Here is a 21,396-nt window from a genome sequence, read left to right as displayed (position 1 = left end):
TCTGAGCACACCATGTCACCGGACGACCGTCAAGGACCGGCGCACGCGAAACGGCGGACGGACCCGAAGGCCCGTCCGCCGTGTGACGTCGCGGAACGTGTCAGCGCAGGTGCGCCTCGATCGCCTCGATGACCCGGGGCCGCAGCTCGGCGGCGCGGATCACCGCGTCGACCGAGCCGACCTCGACCGCCCGCTGGATGCTGTGCACCCGGTCGAACTCGGCGGCCACCTCGCCCAGCTTCTCCGCCCGCACCGACCCGCGCAGCTCGTCCAGCTCCGCGCTGAGCGTGGCCCGCTCGGTACCGGTGGCGGACGCGACCCGGCCCTCCAGCTCGCGTACCCGGGAATCGGCCGCGGTGCGGGCGGCGACCTCACCGGCGAACACCACGGCGGCGGCCGGCGCGCCACCGAGCACCGAGGCGAACGACCCCTCGATCGCCAGCACCGTCATGTCCGGGTTGAGCGCCTTGGAGAAGACCACGAACGCGCCGCCGTGATAGCGCGAGATCACGCAGAACACGATCGGGCCGCGGAAGTTGACGATCGCCCGGCCGATCTCCGCGCCGTACTCCAGCTGGAGCTTGCGCATCGACTCGGGTGAGCCGTCGAAGCCGGACAGGTTCGCCAGCACGACCAGCGGCCGGTTGCCGCTGGCCGCGTTGATCGCCCGCGCGGCCTTCTTCGACGAGCGCGGGAACAGCGTGCCCGCGGTGTAGGTGTCCGGGCCGTCGGTGGGCGGGAAGCCGTGCCGGGGCACCGACCGCGACTCGATGCCGAGCAGGCACACCGGGATGCCGCCCAGGTGCACGTCCTGCACCACAGCGGTCTCCGCGTCGGCCATGCCCGCCCACCGCTCCAGCACCGGATGGTCCTGGTCGGCGAGGGCCCGCATGACGGTACGGATGTCGAACGGCTTCTTGCGGTCCGGGTTCGCGGTGGCGGAGAAGATCTCGCCAACCGTGGCGAAGTCGCTTCCGGCCACCGCGTGCGGGTAGCCGCAGATGTCCCGGTCCACCGGGTCCATGGTGACGGCCCGGCGCGGCGCGTGCTCGCCCGGCACGACGTACGTGTGGTCGTAGTGCGCCATCAGCACGTCCCGCGCGCCCGGCAGGTCCGGCGCCCAGTACTGCGCCTGCCCGTTCGGGCCCATCACCCGGTCGTAGCCGCCGATGCCGAAGTTGTCCTCGGCGGACACGCCGCCGGAGAAGTCCAGCGACTGCTTGCCGGTGAGCACCATCGCTGAGTCGGGCGTCATGACCAGCACGCCCTTGGTGTGCATGAGCATCGTCGCCTCGGCGTTCCAGTACGGCTGGGCGCCGACGTTGATGCCCGCGACCACGATGTTGATCTCGCCGCCGTCCTGGGTGAACTCGACGATCCGCTTCAGCGCCGCGGCCACCCAGTCCATGTTCTCGGTGCCGGAGGTCATCGAGATCCGGGCGCCGGCGCTCAGCGCGTACCACTCCAGCGGCACGCCCATCCGCTGCGCCAGGTCCAGCGCGGCGATCACCCGCCGGCACTCCGGCTCGGACAGCGCGCCCAGCGACTTGGTCGGATCGCCGAGCAGCACCACCCGGGTCACGCCCTGCGGGTGGCGGGGCGTCGGCGTGGTGACCACGCCGGCCACGATCGCCGCGCTGTTGCGGCCCTTGGGCCGGTCCACCGGCACCAACTGGTGGTCCGCGTCCAGGTCGTGCTCGACGAAGTCGCCCAGCAGCCCGGTCAGCTCGTACGGGTAGACGGTGTTGCGGCTGGCCGCCCGCAGCACCTTCAGCCGGTACTCGTCCAGCGGCTCGACCGGCTCGCTCGGCGGCTCACCCACGTCCAGCCGGGCGTGCCCGGTGACGTCGAAGGTGATCCGCACGCCGACCTTGGTCAGCTCGCCGGTACGGCGGTCGCGCTGGCGCGCGATGAACAGGATCTCCTCCAGCTCCGCGCCCACCGTGGTGGGGCGTACCCGGCCGGCGATCAGCTCCATCTCCTCGCGGGTCAGCTCGCTGGGCGGCCACACGTAGATGACGATCCGGTTGGTCGGGAACCGCGACTTCGACGGCCGCCGCGACTGCGCCCGGCGGATCGAGTCGATGCAGGCCGCCACCGTGTCCTCGGTGGTGGGCAGCGACACCAGGCGGCCGTCCTGCTCCCGCAGCCCGGTCAGGTCGCGTACCTGCGCGAACGCGACCAGCCGCTGGTCGGACGGGTTCTGCCGGGCCACCGCCTGGAACAGGTAGACCTCCTCGTCCAGCGACGGCAGGCGGGTCAGGTCGAACTCGCGCAGCCGCTCCAGCTGCATCCGCTGCGCGATGTGCGGGTGCAGGCCGCGGATCAGGCGCTCCTCGGCCATCCCGTCCGCGCCGGGCCGGAACGTGAAGTGGTGGTGCATCACCGCTCCGCCGCGCCCGGCGACGGTGGTGGTGATCCGGCGTACCGCCGCCGGCAGCGGGTGCGCGTTCAGCACGTCGAGCAGCGCGGCGGCGGTGGCGTCGAAGTCCTCGGGCTGGTTCTCCCAGGACAGGTAGACGTCCGCGTCGACGGCGTCGCGCTCGCCGGCCACCTCGGCCAGTCCGCGCAGCGCGTCGCCGAGCGCGTCGAACCGTACCGCCGCCGACACGACGCTCGAACCGTCCCGCCCGGCCACCACGAACGTGCAGCCACCGGTGGTCCGGGTGGTGACCTCGGTGAGCGCCTTGTTGCCGTAGTAGCGGCGGGTCAGCACCTCCAGCATCGTCGCGTTGTCCAGGTCGTCGCGGACCAGGCGCTGGCCGAGCAGCCGGACCAGCGGCTCGGTGCTGCGTACCATCTCGGCGACCCGGTCGGCGCGGTCCGGCGCGTCCGGGTGCGTGTCGAGGTGCCGCAGGTGCGCGCGGACCCGCGCGTAGACCCGGGCCCGGTTGCGGCGCAGCAGCGGCTGGGCGAACCAGGCGAACACCACGCCGCGCGCCAGGTCGGCGACGACCGGGAAGCGGACCTGGGTGGCCGCGACGAGACGCTCCAGGGTGAGGCCGGCGGGCTCGCGCAGCGCCTCGTCCGGCGGCGGCTCGCGCAGCCACGAGCGCAGCAGCGCGGCGATCACCGTGGCGTCCGCGGCGGCCCGCTGCAGGGCCAGGAAGATCCGGAAGACCGCGGCCTCCAGCTCGGGGGAGCGGTCCAGCTCGGTGACGCCGTAGTGGGCGAGCGCCTTGGCGAGGCGGGCCCGGAACGAGTCCGGGGAACCGGCCCGCTCGACGTCGAGGCTCTGCAGGTAGGTGTGGAAGTACTCGCGGGCGCTGTGCACGTGCCCGGCCGGCCCGTCGTCGCCGGGACGGTTGCGGCTCAGCTCGGCCAGGTCGGCGAAGACGCCGACCAGTTCCAGCTCCTCGGCCAGCGGTCGGTGCCCGGCCTCGGTGGCCGCCCGGCGCGCGTCCAGGTAGTCGTCGAGCACCCGGCGCTCGTCGTGCGGGTCGACGTCGTAGCCGAGCAGCAGCGCGCACAGGTCCTCCTGGCCGCGCTCGGCCCGGGACCGCGCCGGCACGTCCGCCGCAGGCGCCGGCAGGTCCAGCTCGACAGCGGGACCGGCCGGGCCGTCGGCGGCCTCGGCGCCTTCCTCCACGAGCGGCTCCAGACGCAGCAGCGGCGCACCCGCCTCCACCTGGGTGCCGACCTGAACCGACGACTCCTTGAGGCGGGCCCGGAACGGCGCGCGCAGCACCGTCTCCATCTTCATCGCCTCCAGCACCAGCACCGGCGCGCCGGCCTCGACCTCCGCGCCGACCGCAAGTGGCGTGGCGACCACGAGCGCCGGCATGGGGGAGCGCACCACGCCGCCCTCGTCGCGGCTGATCCGGTGCGTCACGCCGTCGACCTCGACCAGGTGCACCGGGCCGTGGGTGTCGGTGAGCAGGCGGAACCGGGCGCCGTTGACGGCGATCTGGCCGGTGTGCCGGTCGAAGCGGTCCAGCTCGACGTCGGCAGTGCGCACGTCGCCACCGGCCTCGACACCGACCCGGAACCGGTGCGCGCCGACCCGGGCCACCCGCATCCGGTAGGTCACTCCGCGCAGCTTCAGGTCCAGCGGCCGGCCGCTGCGGTGCTGCACCTGCGGGCGTCCACCCGCCGCTGTGGACAGCAACCGCTGCCGCTCGGCGGTCTCGTCCTCCTCGTAGGCCTCGATCGCGGCGGCGGCGAGCGCGACGGCGGAGTGCCGGTGCGCGACCAGGCGGCCCTCTCCGCGTACCCGGTCGATCCAGCCGGTGTCCGCGCTGGCGTCGATCACCTCGGGCTGGTCGAGCAGGTCGAGCACGAAGCTCTTGTTCGTCGCGCCGCCGGCGATGACCACTGTGGTGTTCGCCATCGCCCGGCGCAGGCGGCCCAGCGCCTCGTCCCGGTCCCGGCCGTACGCGATGATCTTGGCGATCATGGAGTCGAAGTCGGCCGGGATGGTGTCGCCCTCGCTGACGCCGGTGTCGACCCGGATGCCCGGCCCGGCGGGCAGGTCCAGCCGGGTGATCCGGCCGGGGGAGGGCGCGAAGTCGCGGTCCGGGTCCTCGGCGTTGAGCCGCGCCTCGATCGCGTGCCCGCGCTCGACCGGCGGCTCGCCGGTGAGCCGGCCGCCACCGGCCACGTGCAACTGCGCCTTGACCAGGTCGAACCCGGTGGTCGCCTCGGTGATCGGGTGCTCGACCTGAAGGCGCGTGTTGACCTCCAGGAAGGCGAACAGCCGGTCGCCCGGGTGGTAGAGGAACTCGACAGTGGCCGCGCCCCGGTAGCCGACCGCCACCGCCAGGCGCTCCGCCGAGGCCTTCAGCTCCGCCGCCTGCTCCGGGGCGAGCACCGGCGACGCGGACTCCTCGATCACCTTCTGGTTGCGCCGCTGCACCGAGCAGTCCCGTACCCCGAGCGCCCACGCGGTGCCCTGGCCGTCGGCGATCACCTGCACCTCGACGTGCCGGGCGCCGGTGACCAGGCGCTCCAGGAACACCACGCCGCTGCCGAACGCCCGCGCCGCCTCCTGGCTGGTGCGCTCGTAGGCGTCGGCCAGTTCGGCGTCGCTGCGGATCACCCGGATGCCGCGCCCGCCGCCACCCGCCGTGGCCTTCAGCATCAGCGGGTAGCCGATGTCGGCCGCCGCGCGCAGCGCGTCCTCCAGGCTCTCCACCGCGCCGCGGCTCCACGGCGCGACCGGCACGCCGACCTCCTCGGCGATCAGCTTCGCGCCGATCTTGTCGCCGAGCTTGCGCATGGCGTCCGGGCTCGGCCCGACGAACGTCACGCCGATCTTCTCGCACAGCTCGGCGAACGCCGGGTCCTCGGCCACGAAACCCCAGCCGACCCAGGCGGCGTCCGCGCCGGTCTCCACCAGCGCGCGTTCCAGCGCCTTCAGGTCCAGGTACGGGCGGGCGGACGCGGGGCCCAGGTCGTAGGCGACGTCCGCCTCGCGGACGAAGGTGGCGGTACGGTCGACGTCGGTGTACAGCGCGACGGTCTCGATCCGGCTGCCGGTCTCCGCGGCCAGTTCCCGGACCGCGTGGATGAGCCGCATCGCGGACTCACCACGGTTGACGATGGCGACACGGGTGAACACGTGACCGTCCCCTTCGATAGAACCACGGTGGCGCGCCGGGTGGCGACGATGCCCCCGGCTTGCCTCACCCTTCCGCCTGCGCGCGTACGGCGCCATGTCGTAACGGCCGAAGCCTGAGCGGGAGCCGTTGTAGGAACCGAACAAAACTTTTTAGCCAGCCACTCACTACCCGCCGGTACGCGCTACGGCGCCGGACCCGTGCGGGTCCGGCGCCGTGACGTGCGTGCGGGGCTCAGCCCGGAATGTCCCGGGGGTCGCGCTCGCGGGGGTACGTGTTCTTCTCGCCGATGGTGCCGTCCTGCTTCTTGATCACGTGCTCGGCGCCGCGCTCGACCGCCATCTCCCGGCCGGCCGCCTCCGCCTCCGCCTTGGTGTCGTGGCGGCTGCTCGCGCGCTCGTTGCCCTCCGGGCGGTTCTTCCACTGCCCGTCCTGCTGGTAGGTGTCGATGTCGCCCTTCGCCATGCCGTCAGCTCCCTCGATCGCGTGTCCGATGACAAATGTCTGCCCATGCGAGGGGAGTGCTAATCCTGGCGGCCCGGATCCGTGCCTCACGCCGCGGCGTGCAGGCCCTGCCAGGCGCCGTAGCCGCCGAGGAGGTCGGACACGTCGGCGTGACCGGCGTTGCGCAGCAGGCTGGCGGCGACCGAGGAGCGGTAGCCGCCGGCGCAGTGCACGACGACGGGACGGCCGGCGGGCACCTCGCCGAGGCGGTGGGTCAGCTCGGCCAGCGGGATGTGCCGGGAACCGTCCACCGCGCCCTGCTCCCGCTCGCCGGCGTTGCGGACGTCCAGCACCACCGGCGCGTCCGGGCCGTCGAGGGCCGCGCGCAGCTCGGTGGCGGTGACCCGGCTGGCCCGGGTCATCTCGGCGGTCATCTCCAGGAAGGCGTTGTCGGGTTCGCGGAGGTAGCCGATCACCCGGTCGAAGCCGATGCGGGCGAGGCGGACGACGATCTCCTCCTCGCGGTCCTGCGGGGCCACCACGAGCACCGGCCGGTCGGGTGCGACGACGCTGCCGGCGGTCTCGGCGAACCGGCCGTCGGCCGGGACGTTGAGCGCGCCGCGCAGGTGCCCGGCGGCGTACTCCTGCGGGTCGCGGGCGTCGACCACGACGGCGCCTTCGGCCCGGGCGGCCAGGAACTCGGCCGGGGGGAGCGGGCGGGCCGGCCGGGCGTGGTCGAACAGCTCCCGCGCCTTGCGGTTGAGCACCGCGTCGAAGGCGAAGTAGCCGGGCGCGGCCGGCTGGCCGCCGGTGACCAGGGCGAGGAAGCGCTCCTCGCTCATCGGCGCGCAGGCGTAGTTGGTGCGGCGCTGCTCGCCGATGGTGGACTGCCGTTCGGTGGACAGGTTCTTGCCGCAGGCCGAGCCCGCGCCGTGGGCGGGGAAGACGCGCACCTGGTCGGGTAGGCCCATCAGCTTGTGCTGGACGCTGTGGTAGAGCATGCGGCCGAGTTCCTCGGCGGTCACGCCGAGCGAGGCGAGCAGGTCGGGGCGGCCGACGTCGCCGATGAACAGCGCGTCGCCGGTCAGCACGCCGTACGGGACCGGGTCGTCGGCGTGTTCGTGGACGAGGATGCTGATCGACTCGGGTGTGTGGCCCGGAGTCTCCATGATCTCCAGGGTCACGTCGCCGAGGCTGATCCGTTCGCCGTCGGTGAGCTTGCGGCTCGGGTACTCGGTCTCGGCCCGGTGCCCGTAGCCGATCCACGCGCCGGTCGCGGCGGCCACCTCGAGGTGCCCGGCGAGGAAGTCGGCGTGGAAGTGGGTGTTGACGACGCCCTCGATCGTCAGGCCGTGCGCCTTCGCGTCGGTGAGGTACTCGTCGATGTCCCGGCGCGGGTCGACGAGCACGGCCCGGCCGGTGCGGTCGTCGGCGATCAGGTACGAGGCCTGGGACAGGCAGTCGAGGTAGTACTGGGTGAACAACATCGGCCGTGCTCCTTCTCCTGGGTGGTGGCGGGTCTGCTCAGGCGATGTGGCCCGGCCTGCCGCCCTTGGCTCGTACCGCCAGCCCGGCGCTCGCCCACGCGCGCATGCCGCCGGTCAGGTCGTGCACCTCGTGGCCCGCCGCGGCGAGCAGCTTGGCCGCCCGCCGTGACCGCGCGCCGGACCGGCAGACGGTCACCACGGGCCGGTTCGCCGGCACCTCGGCCAGCCGCTCCGCGAGCTGGCCGAGTGGGATGTGGCGGGCGCCGGGGGCGTGTCCGGCGCGCCACTCGGCGGGCTCGCGCACGTCGAGCAGCAGCGCGCCCGCGCCGGACAGCGCCGCCGCCTGCGCCGGGCCGACCCGGGCGACGCGGGGCCCGAGCAGGCGGCGCAGCAGGCCGGTACGCGGGGCGGCTGTCGTCTCCGGCCGGGCGGTCACGGCCGGCTCCCGGCGGTCTCCCGGACGTCGATGACCGTCGCCCCGTCGGCGTGGGCGATGGCGAACGTGGTCAGGTCGACCTCGCGCATGGGCGTTCTCCTTCCGGATCGGATATACCCCCCGGGGTATCTGCTCCCGACGGTAGCGCGGCGTCCGGCCGCCTGCCAACCCCGCTCGTCCGGTTCTGCCTCTTTGCCGGAACGGCAAGGTTCCTTGCTGCCCGATGGCCCCCGGCGCACGATGGCGAGGGCCCGGGCGGGCAGACGCCCGGCGGCGAGGAGGCGGACATGACGGGGCACCACCACGAGCACCCGGAGGCGGACACCGACCCGGCCCGGTTCTGGGACGAGCGGTACGGCCAGCGGGACCGGATCTGGAGCGGCCGGGTGAACCCGGTCCTGGCCGAGGTGGCCGGCGCGCTGCCCCCGGGCACCGTGCTCGACCTGGGCTCCGGCGAGGGCGGCGACGCGGTGTGGCTGGCGTCGAAGGGATGGCGGGTCACCGCCGTGGACATCTCGTCCGTCGCGCTGGACCGCCTCGCCGTGGAGGCCGAGCGGGCCGGGGTGGCAGACCGGATCACCACCGTCCGGCACGACCTCACCCAGGGCTTCCCGCCCGGCCGGTACGACCTGGTGTCCGCGCAGTTCTTCCAGTCGCCGCTGGTCCTGCCCCGGGAGACGGTGCTGCCCCCGGCGGCCGAGGCGGTCGCGCCCGGCGGCCGGCTGCTCGTCGTCGAGCACGGCGCGCCGCCGCCGTGGGCCGGGCCCGACACCGGCCACCACCGGTTCGCCGAACCGGAGGAGATCCTGGCCGCGATGAGCCTCGACCCGGACGGCTGGGACACCGAGCGGCTGGGCGCGGCGCGGCGTACCGCCACCGGCCCGGACGGCCGGACCGGCGAGCTGATCGACCACGTGGTGCTGGTACGGCGCCACTGACCGGACGCGCGGGATGGGAGCACCGTCGGCCACCTTGTTGCACTATGTTGGCAACAGCAAAGATGCAGCAACAAGTGGAGGATCGATGGCGCTCTACACCCTGCCCGACATGCCCTACGACTACGGCGCCCTGGAGCCCGCCATGTCCGGCGAGATCCTGGAACTGCACCACAGCAAGCACCACGCGGCGTACGTCAAGGGCGCCAACGACGGCCTGGAGCAGCTCGCGGAGGCGCGTGCGAAGGGCGACTTCGGCCGGCTGGTCGGGCTGGAGAAGACGTTCGCGTTCAACCTGTCCGGGCACGTGCTGCACACGATCTTCTGGGGGAACCTGTCGCCGGACGGCGGTGACCGTCCGGACGGCGAGCTGGCCGCGGCGATCGACGAGCACTTCGGCTCGTTCGACGCGTTCGCCGGGCAGCTGTCGGCGGCCACGAAGAGCGTGCAGGGCTCCGGCTGGGGCGTACTTGCCTGGGAGCCGCTGGGGCAGCGGCTGATCGTCGAGCAGGTCTACGACCACCACGGCAACGTCGGCCAGGGCACCACGCCGCTGCTGGTCTTCGACGCCTGGGAGCACGCCTACTACCTGCAGTACCGCAACGTGCGCCCGGACTACGTGGACCGGCTGTGGAACCTGGTGAACTGGTCGGACGTGATCGCGCGCTTCGACGCCGCCCGCGCCGCGACGCCGAAGATCTGATCCGGTGAGCGGGCCCACCCCCGAGGCGGCGGAACTGGTGCAGCGCGCCGCCGGGGTGATCGCGGCCAAGCACCGGGGTGACCTCGCCGGCGCCGAGGACCTGCTCGCCGCGTTCCCCGGTGAGCAGGCCCGGACCCTCGGGTTCTACCTGCTCGCCGACCTGGCTCTCGGCCTGGTGCGGGCGAGCAGTGGGCAGAGCATGGACGACCTCGTCCGGGAGTTGTCCCTGCTGATCGCGGCCACCGCCGGCCGGCCGCCCGCCCCGAGCTGATCCCGGTGCCCGTGGGTCAGCCGCCCACGGGCACCGGTCCGGCCCGGGCCCGCGGCCGGGTCAGCAGCAGCACCAGCAGCCCGGCCGCGCACAGCGCGGTGCTCATGCCGTACGCCCACCGGTAGCCGACCTGCGCGGAGAGCCCGAGCAGCGGCCCGGCGAGCATCGCGCCGATCGGAAACGTGTTGGTGAACAGCGTGGTGGCCCGGCCCGGCTCGCCCGGCAGCAGATCCTGCACGTAGGCGATCCCGACGCCGGACACCGCGGCGATGAACAGCGCGTTCACCGGCTGCGCGAACAGCAGGAACGGCACGCTCGGCGCCAGCGCGGCGGCCGCGTAGTAGGCGACCCCGCAGCCGCCGCCGACCAAGATCAGCGGCCGCAGCCGGACCCGCGCGGTCAGCGCGCCCAGCCCGAGGATCAGCGGGATCTCCAGCGCCGCGCACAGGCCCAGCACCAGCCCGGCGCGGGAGGGGTCGTCGTGCAGTTCGGTGTCGATGAACAGCGGCATCGCCTGCACACCGACCGTCAGCGGACACTGAAGCAGCACGAACGTGAGCGCCGTCAGCGCCAGCCGCAGCCGGGACGCGCCGCGCGGGCCGGGCGTGGCGCCGTCCGGATCGGCCGCGACCGGCCGCGCCGGCAGCGGCAGCTCCTCCAGCCGGAACGCGGCCACCAGCGCGGCCAGCGCGTACATGACGGCGGCCATGCCGTAGACCAGGCGGAAGCCGCCGACGTCGAGCAGCACCGCGGCCAGCGCCGGCCCGGCCACCCAGGCGACCGAGAACACGGTACGCATGAGGCTGACGCCGAACGCGGCCCGCGCCGGATCGTCCCTGTCGAACAGCGCCCGGGTGTACGCGAACGACTGCGGGAACAGCGAGTTCGCCAGCGCGGTGGCGGTCGCGGTCAGCCCCAGCAGGATCCAGTAGTCCCGGACGTACGCGGTCAGGCCCGCGCCCAGCACGCCGGCCAGCGCGGCGCCGACCAGCAGCGCGCGCCGGATCGGCAGGCGGTCCGACAGCCGGCCGATCAGCGCGGAGGCGACCACCCCGGACAGCGGCGCGACGACCAGGAACACGGTCACCCGTACCGGACTGGCGTGGACCTCCCGGTCGAGGAACAGCGACAGGAACGGCAGCACCACGGCGGTGGACAGACCGACGGTCAGGAAGACCACACCCAGCGGGAGCAGCCGGAATCGGCCGGCGCGCACCGCCGGCCTCGTGTCCACAGCCATGCGGCGGACTGTACGCCGCGGCGGCGCGGCGGCCGACCGGGTTTCCGCGGCCCGGACGGTCCCGGCGCTCAGCCGGCCGGGCGGGGCGGTACGCCGGCCCGGTCGCAGGCCTCCCGGTACATGCGCACCACCTCCCGGCGGATCTGCGCCCGTTCGGTGAGCCGGTGGGCGAACGGGACGCGCACCGGAACCTCCGTGCCGCCGACGGTGACGGCGAAGTCGATGCCGTCGGCGTCCAGGCCGGTGGTGCGGGCCGCGGTGGCGTCCGGCCGGCCGCCGAGCGTACGGCAGATCAGCAGCGCGTCCCCGGCGTGGTCGTCGTTCATGTGCCGGCTGACGGCGGCGACCACCTCCGGCGGGAAACCGGCGCTCACGCGGCGCCCTCCCGGCTGCCCGCCGCCACCAGGCGACCCAGGTCGGTGAAGACCGCGATGTTGTGCTCGTACGCCACCAGCACCTCGTCGCGCAGCGCCGCCCGGCCGGTCTCGTCCAGCGCGAGCGCGTCCAGCCTCGCCCGGTAGGCGTCCTTGTACGACTTCGGATCGGTGATCCGCGGGAAGCGGTAGAACGACGCCCCGGCCTCGCCGGTCACCCCGTAGTACCGGGCCACGCAGCGCCCGATGTGCCGCCCGCCGGACAGGTCGCCGAGATAGCGGATGTAGTGGTGCGCGATGAACCGCTCGGGCGATCCGGCGCAGGCCGAGGTGATCCGCGCGGCGTACGCGACAGCGGCCGGGACCGGCTCCATCACCTCGCGCCAGCGCGGGCCGAGCAGGAACCGCAGGTCGGCGGCGAGCGCGGGCAGCCGGTTCAGCGCGTCGTCGACGAACGGGCCGGCCAGCGGGTCCTCGCGCATCGTCTCCGCGACGCCCTCCAGCGCCGCGTAGATGCCGTGGTGCGCGACGACGAGCGCGGTGTAGCCGGCCACGTCGAGCTCACCGGCGGTGAGCGCGGAGACGTACCGCTGGGACTCGGCGCTCTGGTGCGCGTCGCGGGTCTCGGCGCGCAGCCGGGCCGCGAACGTCTGTGTATCCATCTGCTATCTCTCCTCGTCGGCTGACGGTCTTGCGGGCCGGCCGCGTCGGGGCACGATCAGCGGCAGCCCGTCACGCGGGTGGGGGACGACGTCGATGTCGTACCGGTAGACCCCGCTGAGCAGCGGGGCGGTCAGCACGTCGCGCGGCGCCCCGGCGGCGCGGACGCGACCGTCGCCGAGCAGGGTCACGGTGTCCGCGTACGCCCCGGTCAGCGTCAGGTCGTGCAGCACCACGACCACGGCGTCCCCGGCGCGGGCCCGCTCCCGGGCGATGTGCATGACCAGTTCCTGGTGCCGCAGGTCGAGCGCGGCGGTCGGCTCGTCGAGCAGCAGCGTGGTGGCCCGCTGCGCCAGGACCCGGGCCAGCGCGGCGCGGGCCTGCTCGCCGCCGGACAGCGCGGGGTACGGCCGGGCCGCGAAGCGGGCGACGTCGCAGCGGTCGAGCACGTCGGCGACGACGGCCTCGTCCTGGTCCCGCTCGGGTCGCCCGGCCCACGGCGCCCGGCCCATCCGCACCACCTCCCCGACGGTGAACGGGAAGCTGAGCGTGTTGCGCTGGGCGAGGACGGCCCGGCGCCAGGCCAGCTCCACCGGGCTCCACGACTCGCGGGGCAGCCCGTCGACCTCGATCCGGCCGGCGGCGGCCGGCACGTCACCGCTGATCGCGCCGAGCAGCGTCGACTTCCCGGCGCCGTTCGGCCCGACCAGGGCGTGCACCTCGCCGGCGCGTACCTGAAGGTCGATCCCGTCGAGCACGGTCCGGCCGGCGCGTTCGACGCGCAGCCCGGCCACCCGGATCCGGACGTGCCCGGCGGGCGCCGGGCGCGGCGGACGGGCGGCGGCGAACCGGCGCGGTGTACGCGGAAGGCTCATCCCCAGCCTCCGGCCCGGTCGCGGGTGCGGCGCAGCAGCCAGAAGAACGCCGGGCCGCCGATGACCGCGGTGAGCACGCCGAGGGGCAGCTCCTGGTGTTCGACGAGGGTACGCGCCGCGAGGTCGGCGCCGATCACCACGACGGCCCCGCCGAGCGCGCTGGCGACCAGCAGCACCCGGTGGCCCGGTCCGGCGACCATCCGGATCAGGTGCGGCACGACCAGTCCGACGAAGCTGATGATGCCGGTGAACGCGACAGCGGCGGCGCCGAGCAGCGCGGTGACGACGATCAGCCGCAGCCGCAGGCGTTCGGTGTTCACGCCGAGGTGCCGGGCGGCGGGTTCGCCGAGCGCGAGCAGGTCGAGCCGGCGCGCGTCGGCGCAGGCGACGGCGAGGCCGACGAGCAGGCACGGCGCGGCGAGACCGACGGCCGTCCAACTGGCCTGGGCGAGGCTGCCGAGGTTCCAGAACGCGATGGCCTGCACGCCGGACTGGTCGGTGACGAACATGAGCAGCCCGATCACCGAGCCGGCGACCGCGTTGACCGCGACGCCGGTCAGCACCAGCGTCACCACCTCGGTCCGGCCGCCGGAGCGGGCCAGCGCGTACACCAGATAGGTGGTGGCGAGGCCGCCGGCGAAGGCGGCGAGCGGCACGGTCCATCCGCCCAGGACGGTGACGCCGGTGACGATGGCCAGGGCGGCGCCGACGGCGGCGCCGGCCGACACCCCGATGACGCCGGGCTCGGCGAGCGGGTTGCCGAAGACGCCCTGCATGACCGCGCCGGCGCAGCCGAGGGCGGCGCCGACGACGGCCGCCAGCAGCACCCGGGGGAAGCGGACGATCCAGAGCGCGTTCTCGCCCTGCGCCGCCGACGGCAGCGGACCGAGGTCCAGCCCGAGGCGGTGCAGCACGGAGCCGAGCACCTCGGCGGGGGAGATCGCCACCTGGCCGCGCCCGGCGGCCAGCAGGGCGACGAGCACGAGGGCGGCGCCGAGCCCGGCCACCAGGACGGCGCCCCGCCGGCCGGGCGACCGGGGCGCGCCGGTGACTGGCGCCGGGGCGGCGGGTGCGGGCCGCTTCCGTAGCGTGGTCACGACGGGTCCTCGCACGAGTAGACGGCGCGGGCCAGGGCCTGGACGACCCGGCCGGAGCGGACGCCGAAGGTGAGCAGCGTGCCGTCGGCCATGTCGACGACGCGCCGGTTCGCCCCGGCCGGCGTCTGCGCCACGCCGGGCAGCTTCACCAGGCCGTCGACGCCGCCGACGGAGGCGAGCCCGGCGCTCATCACCAGGATCACGTCGGGCGCGGCGTTGATGAGGCCCTCGCTGGTCAGCGGACGGAACTTGGACAGCCCGGCGGCGCTGCCGGCGTCGACGCCGCCGACCGCCTCGATCATCGCGTCGGACCCGGCGCCCCGGCCGCCGATCAGGTAGACCCCGGCGGTGCCGCGTAGGTAGAGGAACGCGATCCGTGGCGCGCGGCCCGCCGGGGCGGTACGCCGGGCCTCGGCGATCTCGCTCCGCACGCGGGTCACCAGCCGTTCTCCGGCCTCGGGCACGCCGAGCGCCGCCGCGATCGCGCGGATGTGCGCCGGTACGCCGTCGAGCGTCGGCTCGGCAGGTACCCGCACGACCGGGATGCCGGCGGCGCGGAGCTGGCGCAGCACCTCGGGCGGCCCGACGCCGTCGTCGACGAGCACGACGCTGGGGTCGAGGTCGAGCACCGCCTCGGCGGAGAGGTCGTGCCCGCCCGGGGTGACCACCGGCAGGTGCGCGGCGGCGGGGAACGTGGTCGAGGTGTCCCGCCCGATGACGTTGCCGCCCAGGCCGAGGCCGAAGACGATCTCGGCGATCGAGCCGTGCAGGTTCACCGGGAGGATGCGGCTGACGTCGTCGACGGTCACCGTCGTGCCGTCGCCGGAGCGTACGGTGGCCGGCAGCGCGGGCGTGGGCGTCGGGCGGACCGGCTCGACGTCGGCGTCGTCCACTGTCGCGGTGACCGGGCCGCAGCCGGCGGCGGACGGCGTACCCGATCGGCCCGGCGCGGCGCAGCCGGTCGCCGCCAGGGTCACCGCGAGCAGCGCGACGAGTGGTCCCCGGCCCGGTCGCCGGTGCGGGCGGCTCACCGGCCGGCACCGCGACGGCGCCGCCAACGGCCGAGGCCGAGCAGGACGACCAGGGCCAGCGCGGCGGCCACCACCCCGACGGTCCATCCGCGTCCGGCCCCGGAGGTGTCGCTGACCCGCGTGACGTGGAGGTCGGAGGCCGCGGCCTGCGACGGCGCCCCGGCCCCGGGCGCGGCGCCCGTCACCCCTGCCGCCCCCGCTGCGGCCGGCGGGTTGCCGGAGGCGGCCGGGGCCGGCGCGTCCTGTCCGGTGGTGGTCCGGGGCGTGGCGGCGGGCGTGGTCGCCTTCGGCGCCGGGCCGGCCTTCGGCGGGGCGCTCGTGGCGCCGGCGGCGAACGTGACCGGCACCCGCACGTCCTGGGACCGGTCGGAGGCCCGGGTGTGGTCGGCGCGGGTGACGACCGCGCACCGCCGGACGGTGCAGTCGACGTCGCCGATGGTGGGGGTCACCTTGACCGTCACCGAAAAGGAGCCGCCGGGGCCGTACGGCTCGGGCAGGCCCTCGGCGTAGGCGGGCGGGTTCGACGAGATCCACTGCGAGGCGCCGAGGCTGCCGGTGGTGTCGGCGCCGCCGCCGCACGGGGTGGCCGCCACGCCCGGTCCGTTGTCGACGCAGTACGCGACGTAGATGCCCTTGTCGACGTCGTAGCCGCGCCCGGAGACGGACACGGTGGCGCCGGAGCGGCTCAGGCCGGTGCTCGGGGTGACGGTGAGCTTCTGGCCGCCGCTGCCGGTGGCGGTGCCGGCGTGGGCCGGCGCGGGCGTGGCGACGACGGCGGCGGTGAGCAGAACGGTGGTCCAGATGGTGCGGCGCCGTGCTCGCATCGGGCTCCTCACACGACAGGTCCGGCCGGACGTGCCGGCCGAGCGGTTACTTAGGTTTGGCTAACCTAAGTGGCGAACGCGCAGGTGGCAAGGGGTCCGTTCGGCTGAAGATCTTGGGACGCTTCGTGGATCACCCGATCATCTTAGGTTTGCCTAACCTAATGCCTTCGCTTCCCCTCCCGAGAGGAACAGCATGTTCAGATCCAGAGCCGGAGCCCTCCGGTCGATGCGCTGGGCGGCGGTGCTCGCCCTCGGCGTGTCGAGTGCGCTCGTGGGCACCGGACCCGCCTCGGCGGCCGAGGCCGAGATCGCCAGCGGCAGCCTGACCTGGGGTTTCAAGGCCAGCTTCCGCAACTACGTCAAGGCCGGCAACGGGGACCCGCCGATCGCTGTCAGCAACGGCGCCACCGTCAACGCCGACGGCACGTTCACGTTCCCGTCGACCGGCGGCACGCACGACGCCGCCACCGGTACGACGAACGCCACGTACGGCGGCACCGTGGTGTTCTCGTACCCGGCGCACCTGCTGACCATCACGCTGGCCAACCCGACTGTCGCCGTCTCCGGCGGCACCGCCTCGCTGAAGGCGGACGTCGACCTGGCCACCACGATGACCGAGCCGGTCTCGGTGAAGCAGGCCACCATCGCCACCCTCACCGGCGCTCCCGCCACCAGCGGGAACACGGTGACCGGCAGCAACCTCGCCGCGGCGCTCACCAGCGTGGGAGCCGGCGCGTTCAACGGCTTCTACGCCGCCGGTGAGGCGCTGGACCCGGTGTCGTTCACGTTCACCACGGCAGGCGGCACCGCGCCAGCGACCCCGGCGGTGACCGTCGACCCGGCCCAGGGCCTCGACCCCGCCGGCGCGACTGTCACCGTACGCGGCACCGGCTTCGACCCGGACTTCAACAACGGGGCCGGCATCTACGTCTCGTTCGGACCGAAGGTCGACGAGCACTGGGCCAACGCCGGCGTCCTCCAGGTCACCAAGTGGGTCAACAAGACCAACGAGCCGACCGACGCCCGGGACCGGATGGCCGCCGACGGCAGCTTCACCACGACGCTGCCGATCAGCGCCGTCTACACCGACCGCAACGGCGACGAGGTGGACTGCACCGAGGTGCAGTGCTACGTCATCACCTTCGCCGCCCGCGGCTCGGCCGACCGCCGCCAGGACACGTTCACGCCGATCACCTTCACCCGTACCGGCGCGGGTGGGAACTCGGCCCAGCAGCGGATCACCAGCACGGTGACCGGCGGCCCGCTCAGCCTGAGCGTGGCCGGCGCGAACGTCGCCCTGCCGCCGGTCGGCAAGGGCGAGTACGCCCGGGCGCCGCTGAACACCGCCACGGTGGCCGACCTGCGCGGTGCCGGCACCGGCTGGAGCCTGGTCGGACAGGTTTCCGACTTCACCTCCGCCGCCGGTGGCGTCATCGCCGGGAACTACCTCGGCTGGGCGCCGACCGCGAACGTGGTGGACGACCCGCTGGGCGGCACCACCGGCGCCGTCACCCCGGGTGCGGTGGCCGCTCCCGGCGCCGGTCTCGGTGAGGCCCGAGCGTTGTGCACGGCCGGCGCCGGGACCAGCAACGGCGTCTTCGCCTGCGGCGCCGAGCTCAACCTCGGTGTGCCGGCGTCCGCCGCGGCGGGCGACTACGTCGCCACGCTCACCCTGACCCTCTCCTGATTCACCGACCGGGTCGGCCCTGGTGGGGCGCGGGCACGTCGCCCGTGCCCCACCAGCGGCGTCCGCCCGGCGACCACCTCGCAGCGGAGCACGGTATGCCCCTCCTCACGCCCTCCACCCGCATCCCGGCCGCCCGGATCGGCGCCGCGCTCGCCGCCGTGCTGCTCGCGGTGCTGCTCGGGTCACCGTCGCGCGGCGAGGCGGCCCCCCGGCCGGCGCCGTCCGCCGACCCCGGCGCCGCCCGCTGGGCGGTCCAGCCGTCCGGGCCCGGCGGGCCGACCGGGCGCAACTACTTCACCTACGACCTGGCGCCGGGCGCCACGATCACCGACCACGTCGGGGTGACCAACCTCGGTGACCGGCCGCTCACCTTCGCGGTGTACGGCACCGACGCGTACACCACCACCGACGGCGCCTTCGCGCTGCTGCCCTCCGACCGGGCCGCCACCGACGTCGGCGCCTGGATCGGCGTCGAGCGGCGGAACTGGACCGTCCAGCCCGGCCGGCGCGCGGACATCCCGTTCCGCCTCACCGTGCCGCGCGACGCCACGCCGGGCGACCACACCGGTGGCGTGATCGCCGCGGTCGCCCAGGACGGCGTCACCGCCGACGGGCAGCGGGTCCGCCTCGACCAGCGGATCGCCGCCCGGGTCTACCTCCGCGTGGCCGGCGAGGTCCGCCCCGCCGTGACCGTCGAAACGGTACGCGTCGACTACGACACCCCGCTCAACCCGATCGGACGCGCCGACCTCACGGTCACCTACCGGATCCGCAACAGCGGCAACGTCCGCGTCGGCGGCACCGGCGCGGTGGTCGTCGACGGCCCGGGTGGCTGGACGCTGTCCCGGACCAGCCCGGTCGACCTGCCGGAGCTGCTGCCCGGCGCCGAGTTCACCGTCACCGAGCGGGTCACCGGGGTGCCGCCCGCGCTGCGGCTGACCGCGACAGTGGACCTCGCACCCACCACCGTCGACACCGCGCTGCCCCCGGTGCGGCGCACCGCGAGCGTGTGGGCGCCGCCCTGGCTGCTGATCGCCGCTCCGGCGGCCGCGGGAGCCTGGCTCCTCCACCTGCGCCGTCGTCGACGCCGCCCCACCTCGGCCGCGCCCTCCACCACGCCCGGGCCGGCGCCGGTGTCCGAGCCTCCGGCGACGGTTGCACCCGCCGGGCCGGCGTCGGTGTCCGAGCCCTCGGCCGCTCCCGGCGGGCCGGCGGATGCGTCCCGGGCCCCCGTCGCGGGACCGGCCGAACCCCCGGCGGGCGGCACGGCGGCCGGTGCCCGGTGACCCCGGTCCTGCCGGCCGCCGCCGCGATCCTCGCGCTGGCCGTGCCGGTCCCGGCACCGCCGTCCACGCCGGACGGCGCCGCCGTCTCCGCCCCGCCCGCGCCGTCGTCCACTGCGGCCTCCGCGCCGCCGCGGCCCGCTGTCGTCGTGCCGTCCGGCCCGCTGACTGTCGGGCAGCGGGTCACCGTCACGCTGCGCGGCTGGCCGGCCGGCCCGGTCCACCTCACGGTCTGCGGTAACGACGCCCGCCGGGGCGCGCTCGACTGCGCCAACGAGCAGGCCACCACCGTCCAGGTGCCGGCGGGCACGACGGCGGCGCCGATCGCGCTGGCGGCGCCGCCGGTCGCCTGTCCCTGTGTGCTGCGGGCCGCCGACCTGAGCGGCGCCGCGCAGGTCACCGCCGCCCTGCCGCTGAGCGGCGTGACCGCCGCCCCGGCGCCCGCGCCGGCCGCCACGCCGCGACTGCACCTCGACGAGCTGCGCGTCGCCGGCCGCCGCCCGCTACGGGAATGGTTCGGGCTGCCCGAGACGCTCACCGTACGCGTCGCGCTGCGCAACCCCGGCCCGGCCGACGTGGTCGACCCGCCGTTCACGCTGCTGCTCGGCCGGCCCGGACGGGCGCACACCATCGTCGCCGCCCCGCCCCTGGGCACCATCGGCGCCGGGCAGGTCCGGACGTACGAGATCCCGGTGCCGGTGGACGTCGCCGTGCTCGGGGCACACGAACTCCACGGCCGCGTCGACCTGCCGGAACGGCCGGTCGCCTTCGTGGTCGAGACCAGCCGCCACCCCTGGGGACTGCTCGGCGCGGCGGCGGTCCTGGTGGTGGCGCCGATCGTGCTCCGCCCGCGCCCGCCGCGCCGCCGGGGGCGGCACCGCACCGGCGAGGGAACCGGCTAGCCGACGGCGGTGGGGGAGGGCGGCGCGCTGCCGCCCTGCGGCGCCTCGGCGGTCATCAGCCGCACGATCTCCGCCCGGTCCGCTGCCGACGGCATCCCCCACTCCGGCCGGTAGCCGAACGCCCGGTCCAGCGGGATCGACGAGGTGCGGCCGTCGAGGATCTCCACCGCGTCGGTGCCGATCAGCCCGGGATGCTCGACGCCGCACGCCTCGGCCACCTTGACCAGGTCGCGGCGCAGCGTACGGATGTAGTTCGCGGCCCGCACCGACTTGCGGGCCGGGTCCAGACCCCGGGCCAGCCACGCGTTCTGCGTGGCGACGCCGGTCGGGCAGGTGTCGGTGTGGCACTTCTGCGCCTGGATGCAGCCGATCGCCAGCATCGCCTCCCGCCCGACGTTGACCATGTCGGCGCCGAGCGCGAACGCCACCACGGCGTTGTCGGGCAGGCCGAGCTTGCCGGCGCCGACGAACACCACCTTCTCGTGCAGGTCGCGTTCGGCGAACGTGCGGTAGACCCGGGAGAAGCCCTGCTGGAACGGCAGCGAGACCGAGTCGCTGAAGATCAGCGGCGCGGCCCCGGTGCCGCCCTCGCCCCCGTCGACGGTCACGAAGTCCACGCCGCGCCCGGTGTCGCGCATCAGCGTGGCCAGATCCTCCCAGAACCCGAGGTCGCCGACGGCGGACTTGATGCCGACCGGCAGACCGGTCTCGGCGGCGAGCAGCTCCACCCAGTCGAGCAGGCTGTCGCAGTCGGAGAACTCGGCGTGCCGGGACGGGCTGACGCAGTCCTGACCGGCCGGGACGCCCCGGGTGGCGGCGATCTCGGCGGAGACCTTCGCCGCCGGCAGCAGGCCGCCGAGGCTCGGCTTGGCGCCCTGGCTGAGCTTGATCTCCAGCGCGCGTACCGGCGCCGACGCCACCAGGTCCTTGAGCCGCGGCAGGCTGAACCGGCCCTGCTCGTCGCGGCAGCCGAAGTACGCGGTGCCGAGCTGGAAGACCAGCTCACCGCCCATGCGGTGGTACGGCGACAGCCCGCCCTCGCCGGTGTTCTGCAGACAGCCGGCCAGCGCCGCGCCCCGGTTGAGCGCCTCCACCGCGTTGGCGGACAGCGAGCCGAAGCTCATGCCGGAGACGTTCACCACCGACTCGGGGCGGAACGCCCGCGCCCGGCCGCGCGCCGCGCCGAGCACCTTGGCGCAGGGCAGCGTCACGTCGTGCCCGGCGGTCGGGGCCGACGGCGGCACCGCCCGGCCGAACGTGCGGTGCTTGATGATCGGATAGCCGGAGGTGTGCTCGATGTCGTTGTCGGTGCCGAACCCGAAGTAGTTGTTCTCCTGCTTGGCCGAGGCGTACACCCAGCGTCGCTGGTCGCGGGTGAAGGGCCGCTCCTCGTCGTTGCCGGCCACGATGTACTGCCGCAGCTCCGGTCCGATCGACTCGATCAGGTACCGGGCCCGGCCCAGCACCGGGAAGTTGCGGCGCAGCGCGTGGTCGCGTTGCAGCAGGTCCCGCGCCGCCAGCGCGGCGACGGCGGCGACGGCTGCGGGTACGGCTCTTCTCGCCCAGCTCATCCCGCCACTCTTTCCGGC

18 protein-coding genes are annotated in these 21,396 nt (G+C 74.8%); 6 read left to right on the top strand and 12 right to left on the bottom strand.

Annotated features, from left to right (window positions below; translation table 11 throughout):
• Positions 1–100: 100 nt before the first annotated feature.
• The 4 genes from DQE82_RS14160 to DQE82_RS14145 all read right to left on the bottom strand — a co-directional run bounded on the left by DQE82_RS14160 (position 101) and on the right by DQE82_RS14145 (position 7,871).
• The gene (locus DQE82_RS14160; protein WP_113972925.1) at positions 101–5,560 is read right to left on the bottom strand and encodes a carboxyl transferase domain-containing protein; all 5,460 of its coding nucleotides are present in this window, start codon (positions 5,558–5,560) and stop codon (positions 101–103) included.
• A gap of 232 nt (positions 5,561–5,792) precedes the next feature.
• A complete protein-coding gene (locus DQE82_RS14155; RefSeq protein WP_030499192.1) occupies positions 5,793–6,023 on the bottom strand; it encodes a DUF2188 domain-containing protein in 231 nt (76 codons plus the stop codon).
• 86 nt (positions 6,024–6,109) lie between these two features.
• The gene (locus DQE82_RS14150; RefSeq protein WP_113972924.1) at positions 6,110–7,489 is read right to left on the bottom strand and encodes a rhodanese-like domain-containing protein; all 1,380 of its coding nucleotides are present in this window, start codon (positions 7,487–7,489) and stop codon (positions 6,110–6,112) included.
• A gap of 37 nt (positions 7,490–7,526) precedes the next feature.
• Positions 7,527–7,871, bottom strand: a complete 345-nt coding sequence (locus DQE82_RS14145) for a rhodanese-like domain-containing protein (protein ID WP_113973101.1) — start codon at positions 7,869–7,871, stop codon at positions 7,527–7,529.
• 341 nt (positions 7,872–8,212) lie between these two features.
• On the opposite strand from DQE82_RS14145, the gene DQE82_RS14135 reads away from it, so the two are divergent.
• The 3 genes from DQE82_RS14135 to DQE82_RS14125 all read left to right on the top strand — a co-directional run bounded on the left by DQE82_RS14135 (position 8,213) and on the right by DQE82_RS14125 (position 9,834).
• The gene (locus DQE82_RS14135) at positions 8,213–8,863 is read left to right on the top strand and encodes a cyclopropane-fatty-acyl-phospholipid synthase family protein (RefSeq protein ID WP_113972923.1); all 651 of its coding nucleotides are present in this window, start codon (positions 8,213–8,215) and stop codon (positions 8,861–8,863) included.
• Positions 8,864–8,948: 85 nt separating this feature from the next.
• The gene (locus DQE82_RS14130) at positions 8,949–9,563 is read left to right on the top strand and encodes a superoxide dismutase (RefSeq protein WP_064445658.1); all 615 of its coding nucleotides are present in this window, start codon (positions 8,949–8,951) and stop codon (positions 9,561–9,563) included.
• 4 nt (positions 9,564–9,567) lie between these two features.
• Positions 9,568–9,834, top strand: a complete 267-nt coding sequence (locus DQE82_RS14125) for a hypothetical protein (protein WP_064445659.1) — start codon at positions 9,568–9,570, stop codon at positions 9,832–9,834.
• Between the two features lie 16 nt (positions 9,835–9,850).
• Here DQE82_RS14125 and DQE82_RS14120 read toward each other — a convergent pair whose 3' ends face one another.
• From DQE82_RS14120 to DQE82_RS14095, 7 genes are all read right to left on the bottom strand, one after another.
• Positions 9,851–11,050, bottom strand: a complete 1,200-nt coding sequence (locus DQE82_RS14120; RefSeq protein ID WP_113972922.1) for a sugar efflux transporter — start codon at positions 11,048–11,050, stop codon at positions 9,851–9,853.
• Positions 11,051–11,142: 92 nt separating this feature from the next.
• A complete protein-coding gene (locus tag DQE82_RS14115) occupies positions 11,143–11,448 on the bottom strand; it encodes a DUF2470 domain-containing protein (protein ID WP_013286808.1) in 306 nt (101 codons plus the stop codon).
• Positions 11,445–12,110 (bottom strand): heme oxygenase (biliverdin-producing), encoded by a 666-nt coding sequence (locus DQE82_RS31115; RefSeq protein WP_233514664.1) that lies wholly within the window; start codon positions 12,108–12,110, stop codon positions 11,445–11,447. The genes DQE82_RS14115 and DQE82_RS31115 overlap by 4 nt, the downstream gene beginning before the upstream one ends.
• Before the next feature lie 3 nt (positions 12,111–12,113).
• Positions 12,114–12,983 carry a heme ABC transporter ATP-binding protein gene (locus tag DQE82_RS31110; protein ID WP_233514663.1) on the bottom strand — a complete coding sequence of 290 codons (870 nt, stop codon included), beginning with the start codon at positions 12,981–12,983 and terminating at the stop codon, positions 12,114–12,116.
• Entirely contained in the window at positions 12,980–14,080 is a 1,101-nt protein-coding gene (locus tag DQE82_RS14105; protein ID WP_113972921.1) for an iron ABC transporter permease, read from the bottom strand. Before DQE82_RS14105 ends, DQE82_RS31110 begins: the two co-directional genes overlap by 4 nt.
• Positions 14,077–15,111 (bottom strand): hemin ABC transporter substrate-binding protein, encoded by a 1,035-nt coding sequence (locus DQE82_RS14100; protein WP_233514662.1) that lies wholly within the window; start codon positions 15,109–15,111, stop codon positions 14,077–14,079. Before DQE82_RS14100 ends, DQE82_RS14105 begins: the two co-directional genes overlap by 4 nt.
• Positions 15,108–15,935: a neocarzinostatin apoprotein domain-containing protein gene (locus DQE82_RS14095; protein ID WP_064445663.1), complete on the bottom strand. Its 828-nt coding sequence runs from the start codon at positions 15,933–15,935 to the stop codon at positions 15,108–15,110. The genes DQE82_RS14100 and DQE82_RS14095 overlap by 4 nt, the downstream gene beginning before the upstream one ends.
• Positions 15,936–16,128: 193 nt before the next feature.
• Here DQE82_RS14095 and DQE82_RS14090 point away from each other — a divergent pair, with 193 nt between their 5' ends.
• The 3 genes from DQE82_RS14090 (at position 16,129) to DQE82_RS14080 (ending at position 19,807) form a co-directional block, all read left to right on the top strand.
• Positions 16,129–17,622: an HtaA domain-containing protein gene (locus DQE82_RS14090; RefSeq protein ID WP_113972920.1), complete on the top strand. Its 1,494-nt coding sequence runs from the start codon at positions 16,129–16,131 to the stop codon at positions 17,620–17,622.
• 95 nt (positions 17,623–17,717) lie between these two features.
• The gene (locus tag DQE82_RS14085) at positions 17,718–18,908 is read left to right on the top strand and encodes a WxL protein peptidoglycan domain-containing protein (protein ID WP_113972919.1); all 1,191 of its coding nucleotides are present in this window, start codon (positions 17,718–17,720) and stop codon (positions 18,906–18,908) included.
• Positions 18,905–19,807, top strand: coding sequence for a hypothetical protein (locus DQE82_RS14080; protein ID WP_113972918.1), 903 nt, complete (start codon positions 18,905–18,907; stop codon positions 19,805–19,807). The genes DQE82_RS14085 and DQE82_RS14080 overlap by 4 nt, the downstream gene beginning before the upstream one ends.
• Here the strand turns inward: DQE82_RS14080 and DQE82_RS14075 are convergent.
• Complete coding sequence (locus tag DQE82_RS14075; protein WP_064445667.1) at positions 19,804–21,378, bottom strand: FMN-binding glutamate synthase family protein; 1,575 nt, start codon at positions 21,376–21,378, stop codon at positions 19,804–19,806. The genes DQE82_RS14080 and DQE82_RS14075 overlap by 4 nt on opposite strands.
• Positions 21,379–21,396 lie beyond the last annotated feature (18 nt).

Source organism: Micromonospora sp. LHW51205, assembly GCF_003315815.1.
Classification (GTDB): domain Bacteria; phylum Actinomycetota; class Actinomycetes; order Mycobacteriales; family Micromonosporaceae; genus Micromonospora; species Micromonospora chalcea.
This window is presented reverse-complemented; position numbering and strand designations above follow the sequence as displayed.

What these genes read in the sequence shown, in the direction of transcription:
- DQE82_RS14155 (WP_030499192.1), bottom strand. Translation starts at nt 6,023, where the DNA reads ATGGCGAAGGGCGACATCGACACCTACCAGCAGGACGGGCAGTGGAAG.
- DQE82_RS14150 (WP_113972924.1), bottom strand. Translation starts at nt 7,489, where the DNA reads ATGTTGTTCACCCAGTACTACCTCGACTGCCTGTCCCAGGCCTCGTAC.
- DQE82_RS14135 (WP_113972923.1), top strand. Translation starts at nt 8,213, where the DNA reads ATGACGGGGCACCACCACGAGCACCCGGAGGCGGACACCGACCCGGCC.
- DQE82_RS14130 (WP_064445658.1), top strand. Translation starts at nt 8,949, where the DNA reads ATGGCGCTCTACACCCTGCCCGACATGCCCTACGACTACGGCGCCCTG.
- DQE82_RS31115 (WP_233514664.1), bottom strand. Translation starts at nt 12,110, where the DNA reads ATGGATACACAGACGTTCGCGGCCCGGCTGCGCGCCGAGACCCGCGAC.
- DQE82_RS31110 (WP_233514663.1), bottom strand. Translation starts at nt 12,983, where the DNA reads ATGAGCCTTCCGCGTACACCGCGCCGGTTCGCCGCCGCCCGTCCGCCG.
- DQE82_RS14095 (WP_064445663.1), bottom strand. Translation starts at nt 15,935, where the DNA reads ATGCGAGCACGGCGCCGCACCATCTGGACCACCGTTCTGCTCACCGCC.
- DQE82_RS14090 (WP_113972920.1), top strand. Translation starts at nt 16,129, where the DNA reads ATGTTCAGATCCAGAGCCGGAGCCCTCCGGTCGATGCGCTGGGCGGCG.
- DQE82_RS14085 (WP_113972919.1), top strand. Translation starts at nt 17,718, where the DNA reads ATGCCCCTCCTCACGCCCTCCACCCGCATCCCGGCCGCCCGGATCGGC.
- DQE82_RS14075 (WP_064445667.1), bottom strand. Translation starts at nt 21,378, where the DNA reads ATGAGCTGGGCGAGAAGAGCCGTACCCGCAGCCGTCGCCGCCGTCGCC.